Source organism: Pseudolysinimonas sp. (genome assembly GCF_039912695.1).
In the GTDB taxonomy this organism is placed as follows: domain Bacteria; phylum Actinomycetota; class Actinomycetes; order Actinomycetales; family Microbacteriaceae; genus Pseudolysinimonas_A.
The window spans coordinates 247,386-269,632 of the sequence record NZ_JBDSPJ010000024.1; the positions used below are offsets into that span (position 1 = coordinate 247,386).

At 66.1% G+C, this 22,247-nt stretch carries 22 protein-coding genes and 2 pseudogenes; 20 read left to right on the forward strand and 4 right to left on the reverse strand.

Features of this window, described 5'->3' with window-relative positions; genetic code table 11:
• The first annotated feature begins 47 nt into the window (after window positions 1-47).
• The 8 genes and pseudogenes from ABIR17_RS12785 (at window position 48) to rimM (ending at window position 7,231) form a co-directional block, all read left to right on the forward strand.
• Window positions 48-347 carry a hypothetical protein gene (locus ABIR17_RS12785; RefSeq protein WP_348004779.1) on the forward strand — a complete coding sequence of 100 codons (300 nt, stop codon included), beginning with the start codon at window positions 48-50 and terminating at the stop codon, window positions 345-347.
• Window positions 348-373: 26 nt separating this feature from the next.
• Entirely contained in the window at window positions 374-1,942 is a 1,569-nt protein-coding gene (gene ffh / locus ABIR17_RS12790) for a signal recognition particle protein (protein ID WP_348004780.1), read from the forward strand.
• A gap of 78 nt (window positions 1,943-2,020) precedes the next feature.
• Window positions 2,021-2,836: an LLM class F420-dependent oxidoreductase gene (locus ABIR17_RS12795; protein ID WP_348004781.1), complete on the forward strand. Its 816-nt coding sequence runs from the start codon at window positions 2,021-2,023 to the stop codon at window positions 2,834-2,836.
• 47 nt (window positions 2,837-2,883) lie between these two features.
• Window positions 2,884-3,783 (forward strand): EamA family transporter, encoded by a 900-nt coding sequence (locus ABIR17_RS12800; protein ID WP_348004782.1) that lies wholly within the window; start codon window positions 2,884-2,886, stop codon window positions 3,781-3,783.
• Window positions 3,784-3,875: 92 nt separating this feature from the next.
• Complete coding sequence (locus tag ABIR17_RS12805) at window positions 3,876-5,564, forward strand: hypothetical protein (RefSeq protein WP_348004783.1); 1,689 nt, start codon at window positions 3,876-3,878, stop codon at window positions 5,562-5,564.
• A gap of 186 nt (window positions 5,565-5,750) precedes the next feature.
• A pseudogene (gene rpsP / locus ABIR17_RS12810) lies at window positions 5,751-6,197 on the forward strand (30S ribosomal protein S16); the annotation flags it as partial.
• 174 nt (window positions 6,198-6,371) lie between these two features.
• A complete protein-coding gene (locus ABIR17_RS12815) occupies window positions 6,372-6,611 on the forward strand; it encodes an RNA-binding protein (RefSeq protein WP_348004784.1) in 240 nt (79 codons plus the stop codon).
• On the forward strand, window positions 6,608-7,231 hold the full coding sequence (rimM, locus tag ABIR17_RS12820; RefSeq protein WP_348004785.1) for a ribosome maturation factor RimM: 624 nt from the start codon (window positions 6,608-6,610) through the stop codon (window positions 7,229-7,231). Before ABIR17_RS12815 ends, rimM begins: the two co-directional genes overlap by 4 nt.
• On the opposite strand, the gene ABIR17_RS12825 is transcribed toward rimM, so the two are convergent.
• Complete coding sequence (locus ABIR17_RS12825) at window positions 7,228-8,106, reverse strand: type IV toxin-antitoxin system AbiEi family antitoxin domain-containing protein (RefSeq protein ID WP_348004786.1); 879 nt, start codon at window positions 8,104-8,106, stop codon at window positions 7,228-7,230. The two genes, rimM and ABIR17_RS12825, sit on opposite strands and share 4 nt — an antisense overlap.
• Before the next feature lie 112 nt (window positions 8,107-8,218).
• Between ABIR17_RS12825 and trmD the strand changes: the two genes are divergently transcribed.
• Window positions 8,219-8,923 carry a tRNA (guanosine(37)-N1)-methyltransferase TrmD gene (gene trmD / locus ABIR17_RS12830; RefSeq protein WP_348004787.1) on the forward strand — a complete coding sequence of 235 codons (705 nt, stop codon included), beginning with the start codon at window positions 8,219-8,221 and terminating at the stop codon, window positions 8,921-8,923.
• Window positions 8,916-9,401, forward strand: coding sequence for a hypothetical protein (locus ABIR17_RS12835; RefSeq protein ID WP_348004788.1), 486 nt, complete (start codon window positions 8,916-8,918; stop codon window positions 9,399-9,401). Before trmD ends, ABIR17_RS12835 begins: the two co-directional genes overlap by 8 nt.
• Before the next feature lie 28 nt (window positions 9,402-9,429).
• Here the strand turns inward: ABIR17_RS12835 and map are convergent, their stop codons facing one another.
• Window positions 9,430-10,200, reverse strand: coding sequence for a type I methionyl aminopeptidase (gene map, locus ABIR17_RS12840; RefSeq protein ID WP_348004789.1), 771 nt, complete (start codon window positions 10,198-10,200; stop codon window positions 9,430-9,432).
• A 206-nt stretch (window positions 10,201-10,406) separates the two neighbouring features.
• Between map and rplS the strand changes: the two genes are divergently transcribed.
• From rplS to ABIR17_RS12885, 9 genes are all read left to right on the forward strand, one after another.
• Window positions 10,407-10,754, forward strand: a complete 348-nt coding sequence (gene rplS, locus ABIR17_RS12845) for a 50S ribosomal protein L19 (protein ID WP_348004790.1) — start codon at window positions 10,407-10,409, stop codon at window positions 10,752-10,754.
• Between the two features lie 207 nt (window positions 10,755-10,961).
• Window positions 10,962-11,690 carry a signal peptidase I gene (gene lepB, locus ABIR17_RS12850; protein WP_348004810.1) on the forward strand — a complete coding sequence of 243 codons (729 nt, stop codon included), beginning with the start codon at window positions 10,962-10,964 and terminating at the stop codon, window positions 11,688-11,690.
• 10 nt (window positions 11,691-11,700) lie between these two features.
• The gene (locus ABIR17_RS12855) at window positions 11,701-12,372 is read left to right on the forward strand and encodes a ribonuclease HII (protein ID WP_348004791.1); all 672 of its coding nucleotides are present in this window, start codon (window positions 11,701-11,703) and stop codon (window positions 12,370-12,372) included.
• 13 nt (window positions 12,373-12,385) lie between these two features.
• Entirely contained in the window at window positions 12,386-12,709 is a 324-nt protein-coding gene (locus ABIR17_RS12860; RefSeq protein WP_348004792.1) for a DUF2469 family protein, read from the forward strand.
• 1,351 nt (window positions 12,710-14,060) lie between these two features.
• Complete coding sequence (locus ABIR17_RS12865) at window positions 14,061-14,423, forward strand: YraN family protein (RefSeq protein WP_348004793.1); 363 nt, start codon at window positions 14,061-14,063, stop codon at window positions 14,421-14,423.
• A 28-nt stretch (window positions 14,424-14,451) separates the two neighbouring features.
• Complete coding sequence (locus tag ABIR17_RS12870; protein WP_348004794.1) at window positions 14,452-15,987, forward strand: YifB family Mg chelatase-like AAA ATPase; 1,536 nt, start codon at window positions 14,452-14,454, stop codon at window positions 15,985-15,987.
• Window positions 15,984-17,153 (forward strand): DNA-processing protein DprA, encoded by a 1,170-nt coding sequence (gene dprA, locus ABIR17_RS12875; RefSeq protein ID WP_348004795.1) that lies wholly within the window; start codon window positions 15,984-15,986, stop codon window positions 17,151-17,153. The genes ABIR17_RS12870 and dprA overlap by 4 nt, the downstream gene beginning before the upstream one ends.
• A 56-nt stretch (window positions 17,154-17,209) precedes the next feature.
• Window positions 17,210-18,145, forward strand: a complete 936-nt coding sequence (locus ABIR17_RS12880) for a phosphodiesterase (protein WP_348004796.1) — start codon at window positions 17,210-17,212, stop codon at window positions 18,143-18,145.
• A 57-nt stretch (window positions 18,146-18,202) separates the two neighbouring features.
• Window positions 18,203-19,111, forward strand: a complete 909-nt coding sequence (locus ABIR17_RS12885) for a tyrosine recombinase XerC (RefSeq protein WP_348004797.1) — start codon at window positions 18,203-18,205, stop codon at window positions 19,109-19,111.
• Between the two features lie 4 nt (window positions 19,112-19,115).
• Here the strand turns inward: ABIR17_RS12885 and ABIR17_RS12890 are convergent, their stop codons facing one another.
• A complete protein-coding gene (locus tag ABIR17_RS12890) occupies window positions 19,116-19,559 on the reverse strand; it encodes a M23 family metallopeptidase (protein WP_348004798.1) in 444 nt (147 codons plus the stop codon).
• 86 nt (window positions 19,560-19,645) lie between these two features.
• The gene (locus tag ABIR17_RS12895) at window positions 19,646-20,563 is read right to left on the reverse strand and encodes an RIO1 family regulatory kinase/ATPase (RefSeq protein ID WP_348004799.1); all 918 of its coding nucleotides are present in this window, start codon (window positions 20,561-20,563) and stop codon (window positions 19,646-19,648) included.
• A gap of 419 nt (window positions 20,564-20,982) precedes the next feature.
• Here ABIR17_RS12895 and rpsB point away from each other — a divergent pair.
• Window positions 20,983-21,993: pseudogene (gene rpsB / locus ABIR17_RS12900) on the forward strand (30S ribosomal protein S2); the annotation flags it as partial.
• Between the last annotated feature and the right edge of the window lie 254 nt (window positions 21,994-22,247).

The following is a 22,247-nucleotide window of genomic DNA, read 5'->3' on the forward strand; positions in this document are numbered from 1 at the left end:
CTACCGACGGGCTCTGCCAGACTGGCCGCGATCAAAGGAGGCTTTGCGTGCAGGAACCCGTTGACCCCGAGGTGCAGCAAGTGATCTCGCGGCAATTCGTTTTCATCGCGCTCGCGGCAGCGCCGTCGTACCTGGCGATAGCGCTCGTTCGTTTCACCCAGTTTCCGCTCGTCGGTTGGATACTCCTCGCCGTGAGCGCCGCGGCGTGCCTTCTGCTGATCGCCCGTGCGACCCTCCAGTTGAGCGCCGACCAACCCGCGCTGCGTCGGGCCGCGTTGGCGACGATCGCTATTTGTGCGACCAGCCCATTGGTTGCGATCCTCACGATCCTCTTCCTGCCTGTTTGAACGGCCCCGCCTAAACTGGTCGCGACATGGCCACCTTCTCGTCCCTCTCCGACCGCCTTACCGCGACCTTCCGCAATCTCCGCACCAAGGGCAAACTCACCCCGGCGGATGTCGATGGCACGGTGCGCGAGATCCGTCGCGCTCTGCTCGACGCTGATGTCGCGCTCGAAGTCGTCAAGGACTTCACCGGGAAGGTGCGCGAACGCGCCCTCTCCGACGAGGTGAACAAGGCGCTCAACCCGGCGCAGCAGGTTGTGCAGATCGTTAACGACGAGCTCATCGCGATCCTCGGCGGACAACAGCGTCGCCTGGAATTCGCGAAGAAGCCGCCTACCGTCATCATGCTCGCGGGCCTTCAGGGTGCCGGTAAGACCACCCTCGCCGGGAAGCTCGCGAAGTGGCTCAAGAAAGAGGGCCACACGCCGCTCCTGGTGGCGAGCGACCTCCAGCGTCCGAACGCGGTCACCCAGCTCCAGGTCGTCGGCGAACAAGCCGGCGTGCCGGTGTTCGCCCCCGAGCCGGGCAACGGGGTCGGCGATCCGGTGAAGGTCGCCCGCGACGGCGTCAAGGAAGCCGAACGTAAGCAGTACGACACGGTCATCGTCGACACCGCCGGACGCCTCGGCATCGACGCCGAGCTGATGAAGCAGGCCTCCGATATCCGCAGGGCGGTCGACCCCGACGAGGTGCTGTTCGTCATCGACTCGCTCATCGGACAGGACGCGGTCACGACGGCCCGCGCCTTCCAGGAGGGCGTCGACTTCACCGGAGTCGTGCTCACCAAGCTCGACGGCGACCAGCGCGGTGGCGCGGCGCTCTCGGTGGCATCCGTCACCGGACGACCGATCATGTTCGCCTCGACCGGTGAGGGGCTGGATGATTTCGAGCCCTTCCACCCCGACCGCATGGCGTCGCGCATCCTCGACCTCGGCGACATCCTCACCCTCATCGAGCAGGCGCAGGGTGCCTTCGACGAAGACGAGGCCCGCAAGGTCGCCGAGAAGTTCGCGACCGACACGTTCACGCTCGACGACTTCCTCAAGCAGATGCAGCAACTGCGCAACATGGGCTCGATCAAGGGAATGCTCGGGATGCTGCCCGGCGCCCGCGGGATGCGCGAAGCGCTCGACAACTTCGACGAGCGCGAAATCGTGCGTACCGAGGCGATCATCCAGTCGATGACGACCGCCGAGCGCACCACGCCAAAGTTGCTCAACGGGTCGCGGCGCGTGCGCATCGCGAAGGGCTCGGGGTCGACGGTGACCGATGTCAACCAACTCGTCGCCCGATTTGAGCAGGCCGCGAAGATGATGAAGACCGTTGCCAAGGGCGGCGTGCCGCAGGTGCCCGGAATGGGCCCCGTGCCCGGCGCGACGTACGCGGGTCGGTCGACCAAGGGGAAGCAGCCGCTGAAGAAGGGCTCTCGCAGCGGCAACCCCGCAAAGCGTGCCGCCGAAAACGCCGCGATTGCGGGCGGCGTCGCGCTCCCCACGAGTGGAGGCGGTTCGGGCTTCGGGTTGGGTAAGGGAACGGGCGCGAAAGGTAACCCGACACCGGAAGAACTGGCCGCCCTCCAGAAGATGCTCGGTCGCTGACCACGGGCCAGGAGTGCCAGTCGCGGCCCGCTGAGAAAGTGTCACTTTGAGACCATGCGCCGCCCCTATGGTGTGAAGATGACCTCTTCAGGGAAACGCAACATCAGGGTCGGCGTTCAGGTCTCCAACCAACACGCGCCGTACCCGATCATCAGAGACACCGTCCGCCAACTCGAAGACCTCGGCGTCGACATCGTCTTCAACTGGGACCACTTCTTTCCCCTGAGCGGCGATCGCGACGGCCTGCATTTCGAGGCGTGGACGATGCTTGCGGCAATCGCTGAGCAGACCACGCGCGTCGAGTTCGGCCCGCTCGTCAACTGCAACGCGTACCGCAACCCCGACCTCCAGGCTGACATGGCACGAACGGTCGACCAGATCAGCGCGCATTCCACCGGCACCGGACGTTTCATCTTCGGCACCGGCTCAGGATGGTTCGAGCGCGACTTCACCGAGTACGGCTACCCGTTCGGTACTCCGGGAAGTCGCCTCGACGCGCTCTCCCAAGATCTCCCGCGCATCCGTGCCCGTTGGGAGCTGCTGAATCCCGCCCCAACGCGGCAGATCCCGATCCTGATCGGCGGCGGTGGGGAACAGAAGACCCTCAAGATCGTGGCGCAGCACGCCGACATCTGGCACTCGTTTGCCGACCCCGAGACGATGATGCGCAAGATCGGCGTACTCCGGCATTGGTGCGAAGAGATCGGCCGGCCGGTCGGGGAGATCGAGATCTCGACGGGTACTTCGATTCGCGGCTTCGGGTCGACCGAGCTCGCCGAACTCGACGTCTACCGCGAGCTCGGTGTGACCCTGTTCGAGGTCGCGATCGACGCCACCCACGATCTCGCGGTCGTCAAAAAGATGCTCGCCTGGCGGGATTCCCAGCAAGACTGACCGTGACCGACGTATCGCGCGTCTGCGGTGATCCGTAGCGTGGGCGCGTGAGCTTCTCCCGTTGGCTGTTGTTGGGTGCCGTCGTCTTCACGTTTGTGGCGTGGGCGAGCGCCTTCGTCGTCATCCGTGGCGTCAGCCAGCACCTCGACGGAGGGGCACTCGCGCTCGGGCGGTTGGCTGTCGGCACGGTCGCTCTCGGCGTCGCGGCGCTTATCGCGCACCGCTGGGTTCCACCGACCCGTCGTGAGTGGATTCAGCTCGTCGTCTACGGCGTCGCCTGGTTCGGGGCGTACAACGTCGCACTCAACACCGCGGAGCACACTCTCGACGCGGGGACAGCCGCGATGATCGTCGGCATCGGCCCGATCCTGATTGCGCTCGGCGCGGGAATCTTCCTGGGCGAAGGCATCCCCAAGTGGCTCGCGATCGGGGCGGTTGTTGCGTTCGCGGGCGTCATCCTGATCGGGGTCGGCACGATCCTGCGCTCCGGCACCGCGCATCCGGTGGATGTCGTGGGCGCCCTCCTCGCGCTCGCCGCCGCAATCGCCTACGCGATCGGGGTGATCACCCAGAAGCCGGTCGTTCGACGCATCCCGGCGATCCAGGCCACCTTCATCGGCTGTGCGATCGGACTCGTCGTCTGCCTCCCGTTCGCCGGGTCACTCGTCACCGAGCTTGCGGTCGCGCCAACATCCGCGTGGCTCGGCACGCTGTATCTCGGCCTGGTGCCGACAGCTCTCGCCTTCACAACCTGGGCCTACGCGCTGAAGCGGATGCCGGCCGGCCAACTCGGAATCTCGAGCTACCTGTCACCACCGCTCGCGATCCTCATGGGGTTCCTCGCGTTCGGGGAGATCCCGCACGTTCTCGCGCTCGTGGGCGGGCTCGTGTGTCTGGTCGGAGTCGCCCTGTCACGGCGACGCCCGCGGGTCGCGGCGGCCGCGTAGTCGCCAGGCGCGTCGACCAGTAAAGTGAGGCGACCCCAGCAGATCGAGGCCCCGTGTCGCGTCATTCCGAGTCCGTCGTTGATCACCGTTCCATGCCCCGTCTCGTCCGGCGCGCGCTCGCGACGTCGGTGGCCATTGCACTCGGCCTGGCCGGTGTCCTCGTTCCCGTCGCAAGCGCGTCGGCCGACGCTGTGGCAACAGGATTGGTGCTCGATCTAGGGGGTCAGCCGGCGGCAGGAGTCGCCGTGCGCATCCTCGACCTCAATGTGAGCCCGGTTACCGACGTCGAGACGGTGACGACGCTCGCCGACGGCTCATTCACGACCACTCAGGTGCTGGGCGATGGGATATATCAGGCGTTCGTGGCAGAGGGGACGGTGGGCACGGACGGAACGTTCGGCATCGGCCTTCAGAACGTCACCGTGGCGGGGAGCTCCGCCGCGTTCCCGACCCTTGAGCTCAACCGCTACGCACCCATCAGCGGCGAGATCCTCAACTGGTCGGCGACGATGGGGAATATCCGGGTCCAGCTGTATCGGCTCACCTCGGCTGGTTGGCAGCAGGTCGGCTCCCCGGCCAGCAGCGTCACCTCGACGGACGGCAACTTCACGATCAACGTTCCGATCGCGTCCACCCAGTACACCCTCAACTTCATCGCTGAGAGCGAGTCGTCTCCTTACGCCGACGCCTTCCTCGGTGGCGAGCTCGAAGACCCGGCGCTCGCTACGCACTTCGCGGGCACCCCGGAGCAGCCCGTTTCGGGTCTCGAGATGACCATGCCGGACGCGGTCTCCATCAGCGGAACCGTCACGGATGCCGGCGGGCATCCCATCGAAGGCATCTGGGTCTGGACCGAAGACCATCCCGACTTCCACGAATACGCCGAAACGCAGACGGATGCCGACGGCCACTACACGCTTTACGTCCGGCCGGGCCTGACCTACGCCGTGTACGCCGAGGACTGGGATAACAGCATCTACGAGTCCAAGGTTTACGACGGCTGGGATGGCTGTGGGTGCGACCCGGTCTTCACCCCCGTGGTCGGAACGAAGTCGGGGATCGACTTCGTTCTCTCCGATGGCTCGTCACCCCCGACCGACATCCAGATCATCGGGGGCGTCGCCGATCTCGACAGCAACTTCCTGTTCGGCATCGACGTTCGCCTATTCAAGGCGTCGGGCAGCTCGTGGGTTCTGGTCAACCACTTCACGTCATTCGACTTCGGGACATTCTTTGCGAACTTCGGATTCGTGATCCACACGCTCGGGGACGGCTACCGACTTCAGTTCGTGGACGGGGACGGTCACATTCTGAGCGTGCTGAATGGGGCCACTTCACCCGATTTTGCTACGTCAACGCCACTCGACCCGCTGCCCGCGTGCTACGCCAACCTCCCAACCGTGTCCGTTGATACCCTCGTCTTCGCGCTCGTCGATCCCGATACCGGCGCCGGCGCATGCGCTGCGCTCGATGCCGCCGTCATTCCCGCTGGATCAGGCGGCTCAGGCGGCGTCGTGGCACCTGGTCCTCGCGGCACCGGTTCGGGCACGGGCGTCGTGGCGGCAGGATCCCCGTCCCCGTCCCCGACTCCGAGCCCGACCCCGACGCCCTCGGCCACGCCGCGACCGTCGGCCAGCCCCGCCCCGAGCGCGACGCCCGCAGCCGAGCCAGCCCCCGCATCCGCACCCGATTTGTGGTGGTTGCTCGTGGTCGGGATCGGGATTCTGCTGCTCGTCGTCGTTGGTGCCGTTGTGTTCTTCGTCCGTCGAACCTCGATCTGAAGCAACCTGCAGAAAACCCGTGGTCGCAGGATGCCGCGGAGTCTGCCAGAATTGTCCGTTGGACCGCCCGAACAGCCCGACCCTCTATCCGGCCCGGACGATCTCCCTTAGAGCTACCTGCCGAGTGTGCCCCACGCGCACGGGAGCAGTTCGACCGTCATCGCACACACTTGTAGGAGTTTTTTCTTGTCAGTCAAGATCCGTCTCAAGCGCCTCGGCAAGATCCGCGCGCCGTACTACCGCATCGTCGTCGCCGACTCGCGCACCAAGCGCGACGGTCGTGTGATCGAAGAGATCGGTAAGTATCACCCCACCGAGGAGCCCTCGTTCATCGAGATCAACTCCGAGCGTGCCCAGTACTGGCTCGGCGTCGGCGCTCAGCCGACCGAGCAGGTCGCGGTGCTGCTGAAGCTTTCGGGCGACTGGGGCATCTTCAAGGGCGAGAAGGGTGCCAAGAGCACCATCCGCTACAAGGAGGTTCCTGCGCCGTTCTCGATCGACGCGAAGAAGAAGCCTGTCCTGAAGCCGAAGGCCGAGAAGGTCGCGCCCAAGGTCGAAGCCGTCGTTGAGGCGCCGGTTGAAGCCGCCGAGCCCGAGGCTGCCGTCGAAGCGCCGGTTGAAGCCGTCGAGGCTCCCGAAGCTGCTTCGGTTGAGGCCCCTGCGGTTGAGGCCCCTGCGGTTGAGGCCGAGGCCGTCACCGCTGGCGAGGTTGCCGAAGACGAGGCAATGGGCGAAGGCGCGGCTGCCGACGAGGTCGCCGCCGAGGCCCCTGCGGCCGACGAGACTCCTTCCGACAAGGCGTAGGTCATGCTGGCTTCCGCCCTCGAGCACCTCGTCAAGGGGATCGTTGACAACCCGGACGACGTCCAGGTCGAGTTGTCGAACTCACCGCGTGGCGAGCTGCTCGAGGTGCGGGTGCATCCCGATGACCTCGGTCGCGTCATTGGACGGTCTGGTCGCACCGCCAAGGCACTGCGCCAGCTCGTGACGGCGCTCGCCGATGGGCGGCGCGTTCGCGTCGACGTCGTCGACACCGACGAGGCGTGAACACTCCGAAAGCGCAGCCTTTGGGCACGACGCAGCTTCGTGTCGGGCGTTTGACGAAAGCCCACGGACTCAAAGGCGCCCTCAAGCTCGAACTCTTCACCGACGAGCCCGAGCGTCGGTTCACACCGGGCGCGATCTTCACCCTGCAAGTGCCGACGTCATCCCCGTGGCATGGCAAGACGCTCGAACTCACCGAGTTGCGCTGGTACAACAGCCATCCGGTCGGGTTCTTCAAGGATGTTGACGACCGCAGCGCGGCCGAGACACTGGTGCGCGCCATCCTCTGGATCGATCACGATCTCACCGAGGTATCGACGGAACCTGACGCCTGGTACGACCACCAGTTGGTCGGCTTGCGCGTTCTGCGCGACGGACAGGATGTCGGCCGCGTCGCCCGCGTCGAGCACTTCCCGGCGCAAGACCTGCTCGCGATCGACGTCGGCGACCGTGAAGTGTTGGTGCCTTTCGTCGCCGCGATCGTTCCGGCAGTCGATATCGCCGCCGGTACCGTCACGATCACTCCGCCGCCGGGTCTCTTCGAAGACCTGCCGGACGATCCCGCAGACACCCCCACGGCGCCCGCTGCCACACCCGACCCCGCACCGGCACCGGCGCCCTAACTCTCGGAATCTCGAGCCGCCGCATCCGATACGTCGATGAGCCTGCCTAATTCCGAGAGTTGGGCACGGTGGATGGGCCGCCAGAGGTGCTCCCGTCGGCGAATGACGGCCAGCACGGTCTCCGTCACCGCGTCGAGGTTGGTCGTCACCTGCTTGTAAGACGCCCGGATGACCACGTACCCGCGCCGTACCAATTCACGGTCACGTTCCCGGTCGGCTTCGAACCGAGCCGAGTCGGCGTGCCACTCGTAGCCGTCGGCTTCAATCACGAGCCTCTGCCCGATCAGGAAGTCGACACGACCGACGCCGACGATGACCGCTTGACTCCGCAGGCGGATCCGGAGGCGGCGAAGCGCGAGTCGCACGAGGGTTTCGATACCTGACTCGGCCGCGGGATCGTGCAGCGTTAGCGCGCGCCGTCCTCGCGCTGAGGCGTTGAGTACGGCTCGCGCCTCAGATTCACTCAGGATCCGACGATTGACGAGGGAGTCGACGGCGATCACGACCGCACGAAGATCGGCGCAGACGATGGCGACCTCGAGCGCCTCAGATGGCGAGTCGATTCCCGGGGTCACGCGTTCGCTCGTCCAATGGACGGTGCTCCCAGGTACGCGCACGATGGAGACCCCGTCGGCGACCCGGACATCGATCGGCGGGGTAGTGAGCGTCCATGCCCCGTGGAGTTTCAACGCCGCTAGACCGGTCAGTCGTCCACCGATTTTCGCCGCAACGACGATCGCCGGCGGAGCTGTCGAAGTGGCGTACCACCCGCGACGTACTCTCACGAGCGTGCCGTCGTCGAGCGCGCGGTGGAGGTCGGCACGGCTCATCCCGTGAGTTCGGAGGGCCAGCGTCGAGAGCAATCCTGTTTGCACGGTCCGAGCATCGGACCGAACTCTCGGTCAGGAGGGGTCTCGGCCCCGATGCGTGGATAACCTGCCCTCTGGCCGAGAGTTAGGGACGGAGCTCGCCGGATACCCTGAAGCCGTGCGCATCGACGTCGTGACGATCTTCCCCGAGTTCTTCTCGGTGCTCGACGTCTCACTCCTGGGGCGCGCGCGGCAGACCGGCGCCCTCGACATCCGGGTGCATGACTTGCGCGACTTCACGCACGACCGCCACCGCACCGTCGACGACACTCCGGCCGGCGGGGGAGCCGGGATGGTGATGCGCCCTGAACCGTGGGGCGAGGCTCTCGACAGCTTGCTCACCGACGGCAGCACCGTCATCTTCACGACCCCGGCAGGCACGCTCTTCACGCAAAAGACCGCACGGGACCTCAGCATTCGCGAGCATTTGATCTTCTGCTGCGGCCGCTACGAGGGCATCGACCAGCGGGTCATCGACCACACCAGGACGCGAGCGGATGTCCTCGAGCTCAGCCTCGGCGACTACGTGTTGAACGGGGGTGAGGTCGCGGCGATGGCGATGATCGAGGCGGCGGGTCGGCTCGTTCCCGGGGTCGTCGGAAATCCCGAATCGCTGATCGAGGAGAGTCACGAGGACGGACTCCTCGAGTACCCGAGTTACACAAAGCCACCCGTGTGGCGCGACCTCCAGACTCCTCCTGTGCTGCTCGGCGGCAACCATGCCGCAATTGCGGCCTGGCGCCGCGAGCAGCAGTTCGAACGAACCCGTCGCGTGCGTCCCGATCTTCTGCCGCCGATCCAGGATGATTCCCCGTATGCCTGAGTCGCGACTGTCCGATACCAAGCTCTGGTTCTGGATTCAGATGGGTGTCGCCGTCGCCCTCGTGGTGGTCGCGGTGGCGACCTACGTGCTCACAACGCCTGTCCAGAACTCCAGCGAATTCGGCGTTTTTGCGGCTCAGGTCGATGCTGTCTTCGTTCTCCCCGCGCTAGCCGTCTCGGTCACGGTGAATGCTCTGGTGATGAGGATGCACGGACATGCCGGACTTTCGATCGCGGAGAAGGCGCTGCTCACCATCGAGTTGGGCTTCATCGTTCTGACGATCACACTGCAAGTACTGTGCCCCTGGCTCTTCAGCCCGGTGATGCTGGTCTGGCCGCTTCTGATCATTGTGGCGATCGTGATCGTCATCGTCGCGGGAGTGCGCAACGCGCAGATACCGCGTGAAATCCGCTCTCGGGTCATCCCGATGGCGCCGCCGCCGGTGCCGATGATGGGGCCACCGCCTCCACCCGCCTGACCCGCCGCGGTAACACGACCCGACGGGCCTACGAGGATCGCGCCGTCAGCACTCGCGGACCGGCGTCGGTGACCGCGATCGTGTGTTCAACGTGCGCGCCGCGCGAGCCGTCCTTGCTGCGCAGCGTCCATCCGTCGGCGTCGGTGGAGATCTTGTCGGTGCCGAGCATGAACCAGGGTTCCACCGCGAACACGAGTCCTGGTCGCAGCACGAGACCCCTTCCGGCACGCCCATCGTTGGGAATGTGCGGGTCGCCGTGCATGATGCGCCCGACCCCGTGTCCGCCGAAGTCGAGGTTGACCTTGAGTCGGGCGGAGTGCGCGACATCCCCGATTGCGGCCGAGATGTCGCCGACCTTGTTGCCGACGGTCGCCGCCGCGATGCCGGCCGTCAGCGCGGCTTCGGCGGTCGCGATCAGGGCGAGGTCGACATCCCGTGGCGTCCCGACGACGATCGAGAGTGCGGAGTCGGCGACCCATCCGCCGACCGAGGCTGCGAAGTCGAGCGAGAGCAGGTCGCCGTCTTTCAGAACGTAGGAGTGCGGCAGTCCGTGCAGCACGGCGTCGTTGACCGAGAGGCAGATCACTTTGCCGAACGGCGACCCGCCGAACGACGGGTGGTAGTCGATGTAGCAGCTCTCCGCACCCTTGGTACGAATGAGGTCGTGCGCGAGGGCATCGAGGTCGAGCAGGTTCACTCCGACCGCGGCGGCGTCGCGAGTGGCTTCGAGCACCTGGGCGACGAATGCACCGGCGACCGCCATCTGGTCGATCTCGGCAGGGGTGCGCAGTTCAATCACCGCAGAAGCCTAGTTCGGATGCCGCCTCCGCGGCTTTGGCTCCCGGCCCAGATGTGGCAGGATGAACGTTTGTGTCCGGCACGACCCTGCCTCAGGGGGGTCAGCGGTGCCTACCTTTCGGTCAGGTCACGATCTCGTAAGAACATCTCACTCCAACCACCTACACCCGCGCCCGACCTGAGAGCGGTCGCAGAGAGCGATTCACCATGCATATCCTCGACGACGTCGACGCCGCCTCTCTGAGGTCGGACATTCCCGACTTCCGCCCCGGTGACACCGTGAAGGTGCACGTGAACATCATCGAAGGCACGCGCGCGCGCATCCAGGTCTTCCAGGGTGTTGTCATCGGCCGCACGAACGAGAGCGTCCGCGAGACTTTCACGGTCCGCAAGGTCAGCTTCCAGGTCGGTGTCGAGCGCACGTTCCCGGTGCACTCCCCGGTCATCGACCACATTGAGATCGTCACGCGCGGTGACGTTCGTCGCGCGAAGCTCTACTACCTGCGCAACCTGCGAGGCAAGAAGGCGAAGATCAAGGAGAAGCGGGACAACTAGTCCCGCACCGCTCTTCGCGCGTCGCCCGTCGCGTTTCGCGGCGCGTCGTATGCTGTCACGGAACCCAGGGGTGACATGACAGACGAGGATGCGCCGCCGCCGGCGCGTGTGAGCAATATTCTCCAGAGCAGTGAGCCCGAAAAGGATTCTGCGGCATCGAGCGACGTCGCTACAACGACCCGGTCGGGGCCTGCCAAGCGCAAGAAGCTGCAAGGCTGGCGGGCGTTTCTGCGCGACGTCGCGCTCATCCTGCTCGCCGCGATCGTCATCTCGTTTCTGATCAAGACGTTCCTGATCCGCTCGTTCTACATCCCGTCGGCCTCAATGGAGCCGACTCTCTACACGAACGACCGCATCATCGTGAACGAGTTGGTTCCCGACCTGATGCCGATCGAGCGCGGCGATGTTGTCGTATTCAAGGACCCCGGTGGATGGCTGCCGCCCACTCCGCCCGCCGCCGACCAGAACCCGGTTGCTGCCTTCTTCGACTGGCTGCTGTCGATCGTCGGTCTGACAGCTCCGGACTCGAATGATCACCTCATCAAGCGCGTCATCGGGCTGCCGGGAGACACCGTCGCGTGTTGCAACGACTTCGGCCAGATGACCGTCAACGGCGTGCCGCTCGACGAGACCTCTTACGTGCAGTTGCCCGACGGTGTGACGAAGGTTTCGCGCGACGACTTCTCGGTCACCGTTCCCGCGAAGTCGCTCTGGGTGATGGGCGACAATCGCTACAACTCGAAGGACTCCCGGTACAACCAGGACACCCCGAGCAAGGGATTTGTTTCCGAGGATCTCGTCGTCGGCCGCGCCATCCTGATCTCCTGGCCGGTGAGCCATTGGAGCTGGCTCGACAACTACCCGCTGATCTTCTCGGGCGTCCAGGAGGGGCAGCCGGCAGGCTTTCCCGCCCTGATGGCGCGCCCCCACGACTGACGGTTTCGGCATGACTTCGACGGTTCCCACTCTGCGACACGAGCGGCAACTGTTGCGCGATGGTGCACGCCTCGTGATCGGGATGGATGAGGTGGGTCGCGGCGCGATCGCCGGCCCGGTCGGGGTGGGGCTGGCGATCGTCGACATTGACACTCGCACGGCACCCGAGGGTTTGAAGGACTCGAAGTTGCTCGCCGAAGCCAAGCGCGAAGAACTGCAGCCGAAGGTGGCGAACTGGGTGCGGCACGGCGCCGTCGGCCTGGTGTCGAACGAACGCATCGAGCAGATCGGAATCATCGCGGCGCTCGGGCTCGCCGCGAAGCGAGCTCTGGATGCCATCCGCGAGCAGGGTGTCGATCTCACCGGGGCGATCGTGTTGCTCGACGGTTCCCACGACTGGCTCTCGCCGGCCATCGACCGCGCGCTGCCGGTGACGATGAAAGTCAAAGCCGACCGGTTTTGCGCGGCGGTGGCTGCGGCATCCGTTCTGGCGAAAGTGCATCGCGACCGGCTGATGATCGAGGCGGATCCGGTGCATCCGGGCTACAACTGGACTTCGAACAAGGGCTACGCGTCGGCCGACCACTACGCCGGCATCGACGCGATCGGGGCGAGCCCGCTGCACCGCTGGAGTTGGCTGCGGCAGCCGGGGCTGTTCCAGCTCGATGAGCACATCGCCTAGCTAGACTCGCCTGATGGACGAGGACGAGTTCGAGGACTACGACCGCGAGGTCGAACTGGCCCTCTACCGCGAGTATCGCGACGTGGTGGGGCAGTTCACCTACGTCGTCGAGACCGAGCGACGCTTCTACCTCGCCAACGAGGTCACCCTCGAGCGCAAAGACACCGCCAACGACTTCTACTTCGAACTCACGATGAACGACGTCTGGGTGTGGGATGTCTACCGCGCCGACCGCTTCGTGAAGAGCGTGCGGGTGCTCACCTTCAAAGACGTCAACGTCGAAATGCGGGGCGAGAAGGATCTCGAGCTGCCGAAGGAACTCGCGCTCGACGAGTAGCCCGTCTCGGCGGAGATGGGCACCGCTACACATGGCGCGTCAGTCATCCCGGGCCTAGCCTGGCCGCGTCGCGTACCCAGCGGCACGGCCCGAGAGGGACGATTGTGTCCATGTCTCCCGAAGACGGCGTCCCGCAGCCACCCCACTCAGTACGTGCAGCCGCAGCACACGACCGGGTGGGAGAAGGCAGAGAAGGTCGCCTCCGCGGGCGAATCAGTCGCACACGGTATTGGCTGGGTGCTGACCAAACTCTGGGGTGTCGTGCTGATCATCATCGGCATTGGGGTGCTCGCCGGGGTCAACAACCCCGGCGAGCTCTGGGGCGTTCGCCGTTCCGTCGCTAGTGGATGGGCCTTGCCACTAGATGGAACAAGTCGCGTACACCGAGATCTTTACGGGGCTCACCACCGAGTAGGAGTACGCTCCGCCAGCTGGAGCACGTAGGAGGTAGGAATGAGTCTTATTAGTTAGCGTGAAATTGGAGTAATACATCTTTGAAGTACCCGGTTTCCACCAACGGACGGAGCCGCCCTCGGAGCCCACTGTGGTGAGGCTCGGATCGCTGCCCGAGAAGGAAACTTGGGCAGTCATAAAGCTCGGGCAGTTGAGCGTGCCTCCGTATGTGAAAGAGGAGGTCGCATCTGCGGGCGCCGCGACACCGATGCTGAGCGCGAGGCTCGCCGCGGCGGCGAGCAGGACGGTCAAAGGTTTGCGGAGTTTCATAGGTTGTTGGCCTTTCTCTGTCGAGGTGTTTGGCGAGGTAGAAGACGTAGGGTAGCAGGCCCCTCGTTGGAGCACCGATAATCCGATGTCGAACCAACGGGCCCTCTGGCTGGGGAGCTTTGCCGCCCCAGCAGTGAGTCCGCACGGCGACCCGCGGCGACGATAAGGCGGTTCACCGACCATCGCGCGCGGTCGAAGGGTGACGGACTAGATCGCTGTCCAGATGAGGGACGCCAATCCGGCGAGGCCGCCGACAATGCCCGCGACGGTCACGAACGCGCTATGGGTTGCCGGTTCGACGACACGAGGCTGCCAGTTGCACTGGGCCGACCTGGTTGTGGTGATGGAGAAGGCGCATCGCACGAAGCTCCGGCGTGGCTACGCACGGGCACTGGGGAGTACTCGTGTTGTCTGTCTCGACATTCCTGACCGGTACGCGTTCATGGAGCCGGCGTTGATCGAGCTACTCGAGGCTCGAATGCGGCCTCATCTGCCGGGGCGTTAAGCCTCCCGCTTCGCGAATAGCCTGTACCGCGCCAGCGTCCTCCCCATCCTTCGTTTTTGCGCGAATTGCCCGGCGGGCGGGCGCTCTTCGCTCGACCGTGACCCCGATCGGCACTCTTGCCCCATGGCAGAGAAGGACGAACTCGGGATGCGGGGCGAGCGCATCGCAGAGAACGCGCTCGCGCGGTTGGGCTACGAGATTCTCGATCGCAACTGGCGTTGCCCCGAGGGTGAGGTCGATCTGGTGGCGCGCGACGGCGATGCCGTCGTGGTGATCGAGGTGAAGACCCGTTCCTCAACGATGTTCGGTCATCCGTTCGAGTCGATCACGCCACGGAAGCTCGCCCGCCTGCGGCGACTCGCGACGTCCTGGCTGCATGCCCACGGGCCGGTCGCTGGCACCACGCGCATCCGCATCGACGCGATCGGCGTGATCGCCCCGCGCGACGCACCCGCGTCGATTGAGCACCTTGAGGGCATCTTTTGAAGCGCGCCGGTCTGATGGGCGCGCTCTGATGCGCGTCGCACGCACCCACGCGATCGCCCTCCTGGGTCTTGAGGGGACCGTCGTCGACATCGAGGCCGACATTTCCGCGCACCTTCCCGGCTTCGTGCTGATCGGACTCCCCGACTTGGCTCTCGGGCAAGCGCGCGAACGCGTGCGGGCGGCCGCAGCAAACGCCGGCTGCCCGATCACCCACCGCAAACTCACGATCAACCTCTCCCCGGCGGCACTTCCCAAGCACGGCACGGCCTTCGATTTGGGCATCGCGATTGCCGCCCTAGCCGCGGATGGTGTCGTCTCGGGGCCGTCGGTCGACCGGGTCGTGCACCTCGGCGAACTCGCTCTCGACGGGCGACTGCGGCCGACACCCGGCATCCTCCCGTCGGTGCTGGCCGCGGCGCGAGCCGGATATACGACGGTGCTCGTGCCGGCGGGAAATGCGGGGGAGGCCGCCCTCGTTCCGGGAATCACCGTGGTGCCCGTCACGAGCGTTCGCGACGCGGCGATTTGGCACGGTGCTCAACTCGAACCGCGTGAGGCGGCCCCGCTTCTTCTGCCACCCGCGACGGCTTCCGACGACGCCGAGCAGGGCGACCTCGCAGACATCGTCGGCAATCGGGATGCCGTTGAGGCACTGCAGGTCGCGGCTGCAGGAGGACACCACATCTTTCTGCTCGGACCTCCCGGTGCAGGCAAGACCATGCTCGCCACTCGGCTGCCCGGCATCCTGCCCGATCTTGATCCGGAAGCAGCGCTTGACGTCTCGTCGCTTCGCTCGCTTTCGGGTCTGCCTGTCGGCGACCAGTTGCGCACCCGACCGCCCCTGGAAGCACCGCATCACACGGCGTCGCCCGCGGCGATCATCGGCGGCGGGAGTGGAGTGCTGCGTCCCGGGGCTGCGGCGCGGGCGGCTCACGGCGTGCTTTTTCTCGATGAAGCTCCCGAGTTTTCGCCCCATGCCCTCGACGCCCTTCGGCAGCCGCTCGAATCGGGCATCATCACGATCGCTCGGGCGGCGGGTACCGCGCGGTTCCCCGGACGGTTCCAACTCGTAATGGCGGCCAACCCGTGTCCGTGCGGCAATGCGGGCTCGCGGGACAAGGAGTGCCTCTGCACTCCGTTCGCCCAGCGCCGCTATCTCGGTCGACTGAGCGGTCCGTTGCTCGACCGTGTCGACATCCGGTTGCGGGTCGAACGCATCACCGCCGCCCAACTCCGCACGGCGGGTGACGGGCCTCAGGTCGACACGACAACCGCTCGGCTCCGCGTCGAACGGGCTCGTGCGGTAGCAGCGCAACGGTTGGCGTCGACACCCTGGCGGTTCAACTCCGAGGTTCCGGGAACCTGGTTGCGGTCGCCCGCTGGAGTGCCCGCTCGCGGTGCGACGGCCGCACTTGACCGTGCGCTTGAACGCGGCGGGATCACGATGCGCGGCTACGACCGGGTACTCCGAATGGCGTGGACCCTCGCCGATCTCGAAGAGGTCGAGCGCCCCGCCGAGTCGCACGTTGGTCGCGCACTTCTGATGCGGAGGGCGGCAGCATGATCGCCGGAGTACCCGCGTCTGAGGTCGCCGCGCTGGTGCGTGCGGTGTCGCCACCCGAGTTTGATCGCGACTCAATCCTCGAACGGTTCGCGCGAGCACGCTGGTCAGGCATCACCGAACCCGGAGATGGGGACGCGGGTCGACTGATTGCCGCCGTCGGCGCGGTCGAGGCGCTCGAACTCCTCGACGCCGGCGCTTCTCTCGACGACCGCGCGGGCGGGTCCTACTCGGCGGCTGCGGAACGGTGGCGCCCGCGCCTCGCCCACGTCGACTCCCTGCTACACCTGCGGCAGGCCGCCAGGTTCGGGGCGCGACTCGTCATTCCGGGCGACGAGGAGTGGCCAACAGGGATCGACGATCTCGGGGTGCACGCGCCGATGGCACTGTGGGTGCGGGGTGTTCCGGGAGTCTTGGGTGCGCTCGACCGATCCCTCGCGATTGTTGGTGCGCGAGCGGCAACCGGGTACGGAGAGCACGTCACCATCGAAGTCGCGAGCGGACTGGTCGACCGCGGGTTCGCCATCGTTTCCGGTGCAGCGTTCGGCATCGACGGCGCGGCCCATCGTGCAGCTCTCGCCAGTCGGGGCACCACCGTGGCGTTCCTCGCCGGTGGGGTCGATCGCTTCTACCCGAGTGCGCACGAGACTCTGCTCAACCGCATCGTCGAGCACGGGGCCGTTGTATCCGAGGTGCCCTGCGGAACGGCGCCAACTAAATGGCGGTTCCTCCAGCGCAACAGGTTAATCGCCGCGGCGAGCCGAGCCACTGTCGTCATCGAAGCGGGATGGCGTTCTGGTTCGTTGAACACGGCCGGTCACGCATCCCAACTCGGGAGGCCGCTCGGCGCGGTGCCGGGACCGGTCACGAGTTCAGCTTCGGCAGGATGCCACCGCCTCATCCGCGAGTACGACGCCGTCTGCGTGACGTCTGCGCAAGAGATGGCCGAGCTCATCGATCCCGCGACCCCCTCAGTCGGTCCGGCGAGCGGTCCAACCCCGACCCGAACGAGAGTGCTCGACGCCCTGGCTCGCACCGGTCGAGACGTCTCTCGGGTCGCGGCGATCTCGGGACTGTCGCTCGACGAGGTACGGGCAGAACTTGGCCTGCTCGATCTCGACGGGCTCGTTACCGAGAGCCCGACGGGATGGCGGCGAGCAACCCCGTAGCGCCCCGACACCCGTTCCTCATCCGTCGCGACACCGGCACCGCGTAGAGTGCGCGCATGGTGCAACTGGGCCAGTTCCCTCCGGCGCGACACGTAATCGCCCACATTAGCGACACACACTTTTTGGGGGCACGTCGGCCGCTGTATGGCGCCGTCGACACCGACCCGCCGCTGGCCTTCGCCCTACAACTTCTCGAACGCTCGAACCTGCCGATCGAGGCGATCGTGGTCACCGGCGACCTCGCCGACCTCGCCGAGCCCGATGCCTACGCGCGGCTCAAAGCGACAGTAGAACCCGCGGCCGCGAAACTCGGCGCGAGCATCGTCTGGGTGATGGGCAACCACGACGAGCGGCCGGCGTATTCAGCCGGCCTGTTCGGAGAAGAGAGCACGGCTCCGCAGGATCGCGTCGAGATGATCGGCGGCCTGCGCATCATCTCCCTCGACTCCACGGTCCCGGGCTATCACCACGGTGCCTTGCTCGACAGCCAGCTCGAGTGGCTGACCGAAGTGCTCGCCGAGCCCGCCGCCGACGGCACCCTGCTCGCGATGCACCACCCGCCACTGCCCTCGCCGGTTGAGATCATGGCGATCCTCGAACTGCAGCAGATGGATCGGCTGGCGGACGTCATCCGGGGCACCGATGTGCGCGCCATCCTGGCCGGCCATCTGCATCATGCGATGTCGGGGATGTTTGCCGGCATCCCGGTGTCGGTCGCTGCCGCCACCTGTTACACGATCGATCCGAGCGCACCAGTCGGCAGCCTGCTCGGCGTCGACGGCGCCCAGTCGATCAACCTCGTGCACGTCTACGACGACCAGATTCTGCACTCGGTCGTTCCCGCCGTCGAGACCCGACAGGTGTCAGGGTTCCCCGACTCGGTGCTCGGAGCCCTCGCCGCGATGTCGCCCGACGACCGCATCCAGGCCTTCTCGTACAAGAAATCGACGTTCAACCTCGCCGAAGTCGAGTCGAGCGCCGCCCCCGAGTAGCCGACTCACGCGGCGATCCTCGGGCGGGACGGCCGTCGATCGCGGGACCATGGGGATGTGGATCTGCTGGCGGCGATCGACGGGTACGCCCGTCATCTCGAGCTCGACCGCGGGTTCAGCGTTCACACCCTGCGGGCCTACCGCAGCGACCTCGCTGACCTCGCCGGGTTCGCCGCGACCACCGGGGTCGACGATTCCGCCGGGATCGACCTCGAACTTCTGCGCGGCTGGTTGTGGCGCGGGTCGACGGCGGGGCTCGCGAAGTCAACGCTCGCTCGGCACAGTGCCGCGGCCCGTGGATTCACGAAGTGGCTAGCGGCAAGCGGCTGGTCGGATGGCGACCCAGGCCACCGGCTGAAGGCACCGCGAGCCGACCGACACCTTCCGCGCGTGCTCACGCGCACCCAGGTCGACGGGTTGCTCGACGGCCTTGCTGAGAAGGCTGCGATCGGCGAACCCGCTGATGTGCGCGATCTCGCCATCATCGAGCTGCTCTACGCCTCGGCGTTGCGGGTCAGTGAGGTGGTGGGTGCGAGAGTCGCCGACCTTGATCGCGAGCGGATGACGGTGAAAGTTCTCGGAAAGGGTGACAAAGAGCGGGTGGTGCCCTTCGGCATCCCGGCCGGTCGTGCCCTCGACGGGTATCTCGACGGCGCCCGACTTCTGCTGCTTGGCAGTAACCCCGACCCTGGCACGATCTTTCTCGGTGCCCGCGGCACGTCGATGAGCACCCGCGCGGTCTACCAACTCGTCGCAGGGCTGCTCGTCGACCTTCCCGGATCCGGCCCGTCCGGCCCGCACGCGTTTCGGCACACCGCGGCGACCCACCTGCTCGATGGCGGCGCCGATCTGCGGGCCGTGCAAGAACTGCTTGGCCACGCGAGCCTCGCCACGACGCAGATCTACACCCACGTCTCGGCCGAGCGACTCAAGGAGTCGTACCGGCTCGCCCATCCCCGCGCTTGAGCCCTCAATCCAGCGGATAGAGCACGGCCCGCTCGAGACCACCCAGGAACAGCAGCGGGTTAACGTACTCGCCGTCGATCCGTGCACCGAGGTGGAGGCAGGGCGACGCGCAATGCCCGGATAGCAGGATGCCGATCACTTCGCCCCGGGTCACTCGGTCGCCGGTCGCGACGAGAGGCTCGACCGGCTCGAACGACGACAACACCCCGCCCGCGTGTTCGATCGAGATCACGGGCCGATCGACGACGACCCCGGCGAAATGCACCACCCCGTCGGCGGGTGCCCGCACCTCGGTACCCGCGTCGGCCCGGATGTCGATGCCGCGGTGTCCGCTCGAGTATGGCGTCGCGGGTGCCACGTACGGCCGAGCCAGCACGTGGGGCGATGGCACCGGCCATGCCCAGAGCGCAGCAACGAGTAACCCCACGAGGAGTCGACGGTTTCGCATCCCCTCACCCTCGGAGATTCCGCAGGCTCGAGTGCTGGGTGGCGGGCGACCGTGGATCGCCCGCCACCCAGCGGTCGGGGGAGGACTCAGAACAGCTCGCCCAGCGCCCGCGCAAAGAGTTCGTCCGCATTCGCTTCGATCAGACCGCGCCGCACGAACCAGTCGCACACGTTGCGGCAGTCGCGTTCGAGCAGGGCGAGCCCGTTCGGGTTGGCCACGACATCCACGAGTTGGGGGAGGTCGATCGCGATCACCCGACCGTGATGCACAAGCAGGTTGTAGGGCGAGAGGTCGCCGTGCGCGTGCCCTGCCCGGGCGAACCCGAGCAGGATCTCGGAAGTCTGCGCGAACAGGTCGGCGAGTTCGCCGCCCGAAGCGTGGGATGCCGACATCCGGGGTGCCGCGACGAGGCCGTCGCCGATGAACTCCATCAACATTTCGGTCCCCGAAACTTGCACGGGGTACGGCACGGCGACGCCGAGTTCGTACATCCGCGACAGGGCGCCGAACTCGGCGCCTGACCAGGTCACCGCGGCTAGCGCGGCGCCGTAGTTCGTGCCGCGGTCGATCGCGCGCTGGTCACGGCTGCGACGAACCTGTCTCCCCTCTTGGTAGATGGTCGACCGATGGAAGTCACTGTGGTCGCGACCCCGGTACCGTTTCGCGGCCAGCACCACCCCCGGCGAACCGGGCACGGCGCGCTCGATCAGGAAGACATCCGCTTCCTTCCCGGTTTTCAGGATGCCGAGCTCGGTATCGACTGCGGAAGCCGAGGTGACGACCCAGTCGGGTCGCGGTTCTGGGCCACGTTCGGTGGGCATCGTCGATGGCCACGTCGAAGCGCGTTGCCCCGCCCCGAGGCGCCCGTCGGCGAATTTCGGCACGGCGAAGGTGTCGCCGAAGAAGCTGGTATCGGTGAGATCCTGCGAGGACCAGGAGTCATAGAAGGTGTCGAACCGTCCGCGGTTCTTGCGTGACGGGGTATTGCCATGAGAAGAGTTCAACGGAGTCTCCGATTGGGAGACCACCGTGGCCGCGTTGGTGAACGCGTCGCTGAGTTGTGAACGCGTGTTTAGGCGGCGGTGGCCCCGAGGATAAGGGTGAAGGTTCCGGGTACGACAGAGTCGTTGTTCATCGGGTCCTCCTTTGCTCCTCGGTATTGCATCGGATGCCGGGCATCCGGCAGGGCCCCAGCGTAGTCCGCGGGAGGCGCCGCTGCTACACTGAATCCCGCACTTCCTCCACGGAAGTGACTTCGCGTGCCCCCAGCTCCGTTTCGACGGGGTGGCCGCCTCCCACCAGTCACACCTCACGGTGTGCGGGACCGCGTCCGGGTACCAGGGATTCCGATCATCCGGTCGAAATCGACACAACTGAGAAAATGCAGCACGGTTTCGCCGTGCTCGCGAAAAGGAGAACGGCCATGGCCGTCGTCACCATCCGCCAGCTGCTCGACAGCGGCGTGCACTTCGGACACCAGACCCGCCGGTGGAACCCGAAAGTTAAGCGTTTCATCCTGACCGAGCGCTCCGGCATCCACATCATCGACCTTCAGCAGTCGCTGGGATATATCGACAAGGCGTACGAGTTCGTCAAAGAGACGGTCGCTCACGGCGGCACGATCCTCTTCGTCGGCACCAAGAAGCAGGCTCAAGAGACTGTCGCCGAGCAGGCACAGCGTGTCGGGCAGCCGTTCGTCAACCAGCGTTGGCTCGGTGGGCTGCTCACCAACTTCCAGACCGTCTCCAAGCGCCTCGCGCGCATGAAGGAGCTCGAAGAGGTCGACTTCGATGACACCACCCGTGGTTTCACGAAGAAGGAGCTGCTCATCCAGAAGCGCGAGCTGATCAAGCTACAGAAGAGCCTGGGCGGTATCCGCAACCTCACGAAGACCCCGTCTGCCGTGTGGATTGTCGACACCAAGAAGGAGCACCTCGCGATCGACGAGGCGCACAAGCTCGGCATCCCGGTCATCGCGATCCTCGACACTAACTGCGACCCCGACGACGTGCAGTACCCGATCCCGGGTAACGATGACGCGATCCGCTCCGTTGGCCTGCTGACCCGCATCATCGCGGACGCCGCAGCCGAGGGCCTCATCCAGCGCCACCAGAAGCCGGAAGAGGGTGACGCACCCGTCGAGCCGCTCGCCGCATGGGAAGCCGAACTGCTCCAGGCCTCTGAGACCCCGTCCACCGAGGCCGAGAAGATCGAGACCGCGGTTGCCGCCGGTGGAGATGTCACGGCAGCAGTCGCCGAGGTAGTCGCCGCCGAGATCCCCGCCGCAGAGAACGACGCGGACGCCGTTGTCGCCGAGCACGAGGCCGCTGCCGACGAGACCATCGTCCCGGTGCACGCGACCGAGTCCGAGGCTAAGGCCGAGGCTCGCATCGAAGCCGAAGCGACCGAGGCAGAGAAGGCGCCAGCCGTCGAAGCCGAAGCCGCGCCTGTTGCCGAAGCCGAAGCCGCTCCTGTTGCGGAAGCCGCACCCGAAACCGAAGCCGCGCCGGTCGAAGAAGCCGAGACCACTCCCGTGGCCGAGGCGCCGAAGGCCGAGCCCGTAACCCCGAAGGTCGCGGCCAAGCCGGCCGCCGCCAAGAAGCCCGAAGCCGCTGCTACCGCAGCAGCCGAAACCAAGTAAGGAATCAGCAATGGCAGATTTCAGCCTGGAAGACCTCAAGACCCTGC

Excerpts from the sequence above, each read along its gene's own strand:
- ffh (WP_348004780.1), top strand. The coding sequence starts at position 374 with ATGGCCACCTTCTCGTCCCTCTCCGACCGCCTTACCGCGACCTTCCGC.
- ABIR17_RS12795 (WP_348004781.1), top strand. The coding sequence starts at position 2,021 with ATGACCTCTTCAGGGAAACGCAACATCAGGGTCGGCGTTCAGGTCTCC.
- ABIR17_RS12805 (WP_348004783.1), top strand. The coding sequence starts at position 3,876 with ATGCCCCGTCTCGTCCGGCGCGCGCTCGCGACGTCGGTGGCCATTGCA.
- ABIR17_RS12815 (WP_348004784.1), top strand. The coding sequence starts at position 6,372 with ATGCTGGCTTCCGCCCTCGAGCACCTCGTCAAGGGGATCGTTGACAAC.
- ABIR17_RS12835 (WP_348004788.1), top strand. The coding sequence starts at position 8,916 with ATGCCTGAGTCGCGACTGTCCGATACCAAGCTCTGGTTCTGGATTCAG.
- rplS (WP_348004790.1), top strand. The coding sequence starts at position 10,407 with ATGCATATCCTCGACGACGTCGACGCCGCCTCTCTGAGGTCGGACATT.
- ABIR17_RS12855 (WP_348004791.1), top strand. The coding sequence starts at position 11,701 with ATGACTTCGACGGTTCCCACTCTGCGACACGAGCGGCAACTGTTGCGC.
- ABIR17_RS12860 (WP_348004792.1), top strand. The coding sequence starts at position 12,386 with ATGGACGAGGACGAGTTCGAGGACTACGACCGCGAGGTCGAACTGGCC.
- ABIR17_RS12865 (WP_348004793.1), top strand. The coding sequence starts at position 14,061 with ATGGCAGAGAAGGACGAACTCGGGATGCGGGGCGAGCGCATCGCAGAG.
- ABIR17_RS12870 (WP_348004794.1), top strand. The coding sequence starts at position 14,452 with ATGCGCGTCGCACGCACCCACGCGATCGCCCTCCTGGGTCTTGAGGGG.
- dprA (WP_348004795.1), top strand. The coding sequence starts at position 15,984 with ATGATCGCCGGAGTACCCGCGTCTGAGGTCGCCGCGCTGGTGCGTGCG.
- ABIR17_RS12880 (WP_348004796.1), top strand. The coding sequence starts at position 17,210 with ATGGTGCAACTGGGCCAGTTCCCTCCGGCGCGACACGTAATCGCCCAC.
- ABIR17_RS12890 (WP_348004798.1), bottom strand. The coding sequence starts at position 19,559 with ATGCGAAACCGTCGACTCCTCGTGGGGTTACTCGTTGCTGCGCTCTGG.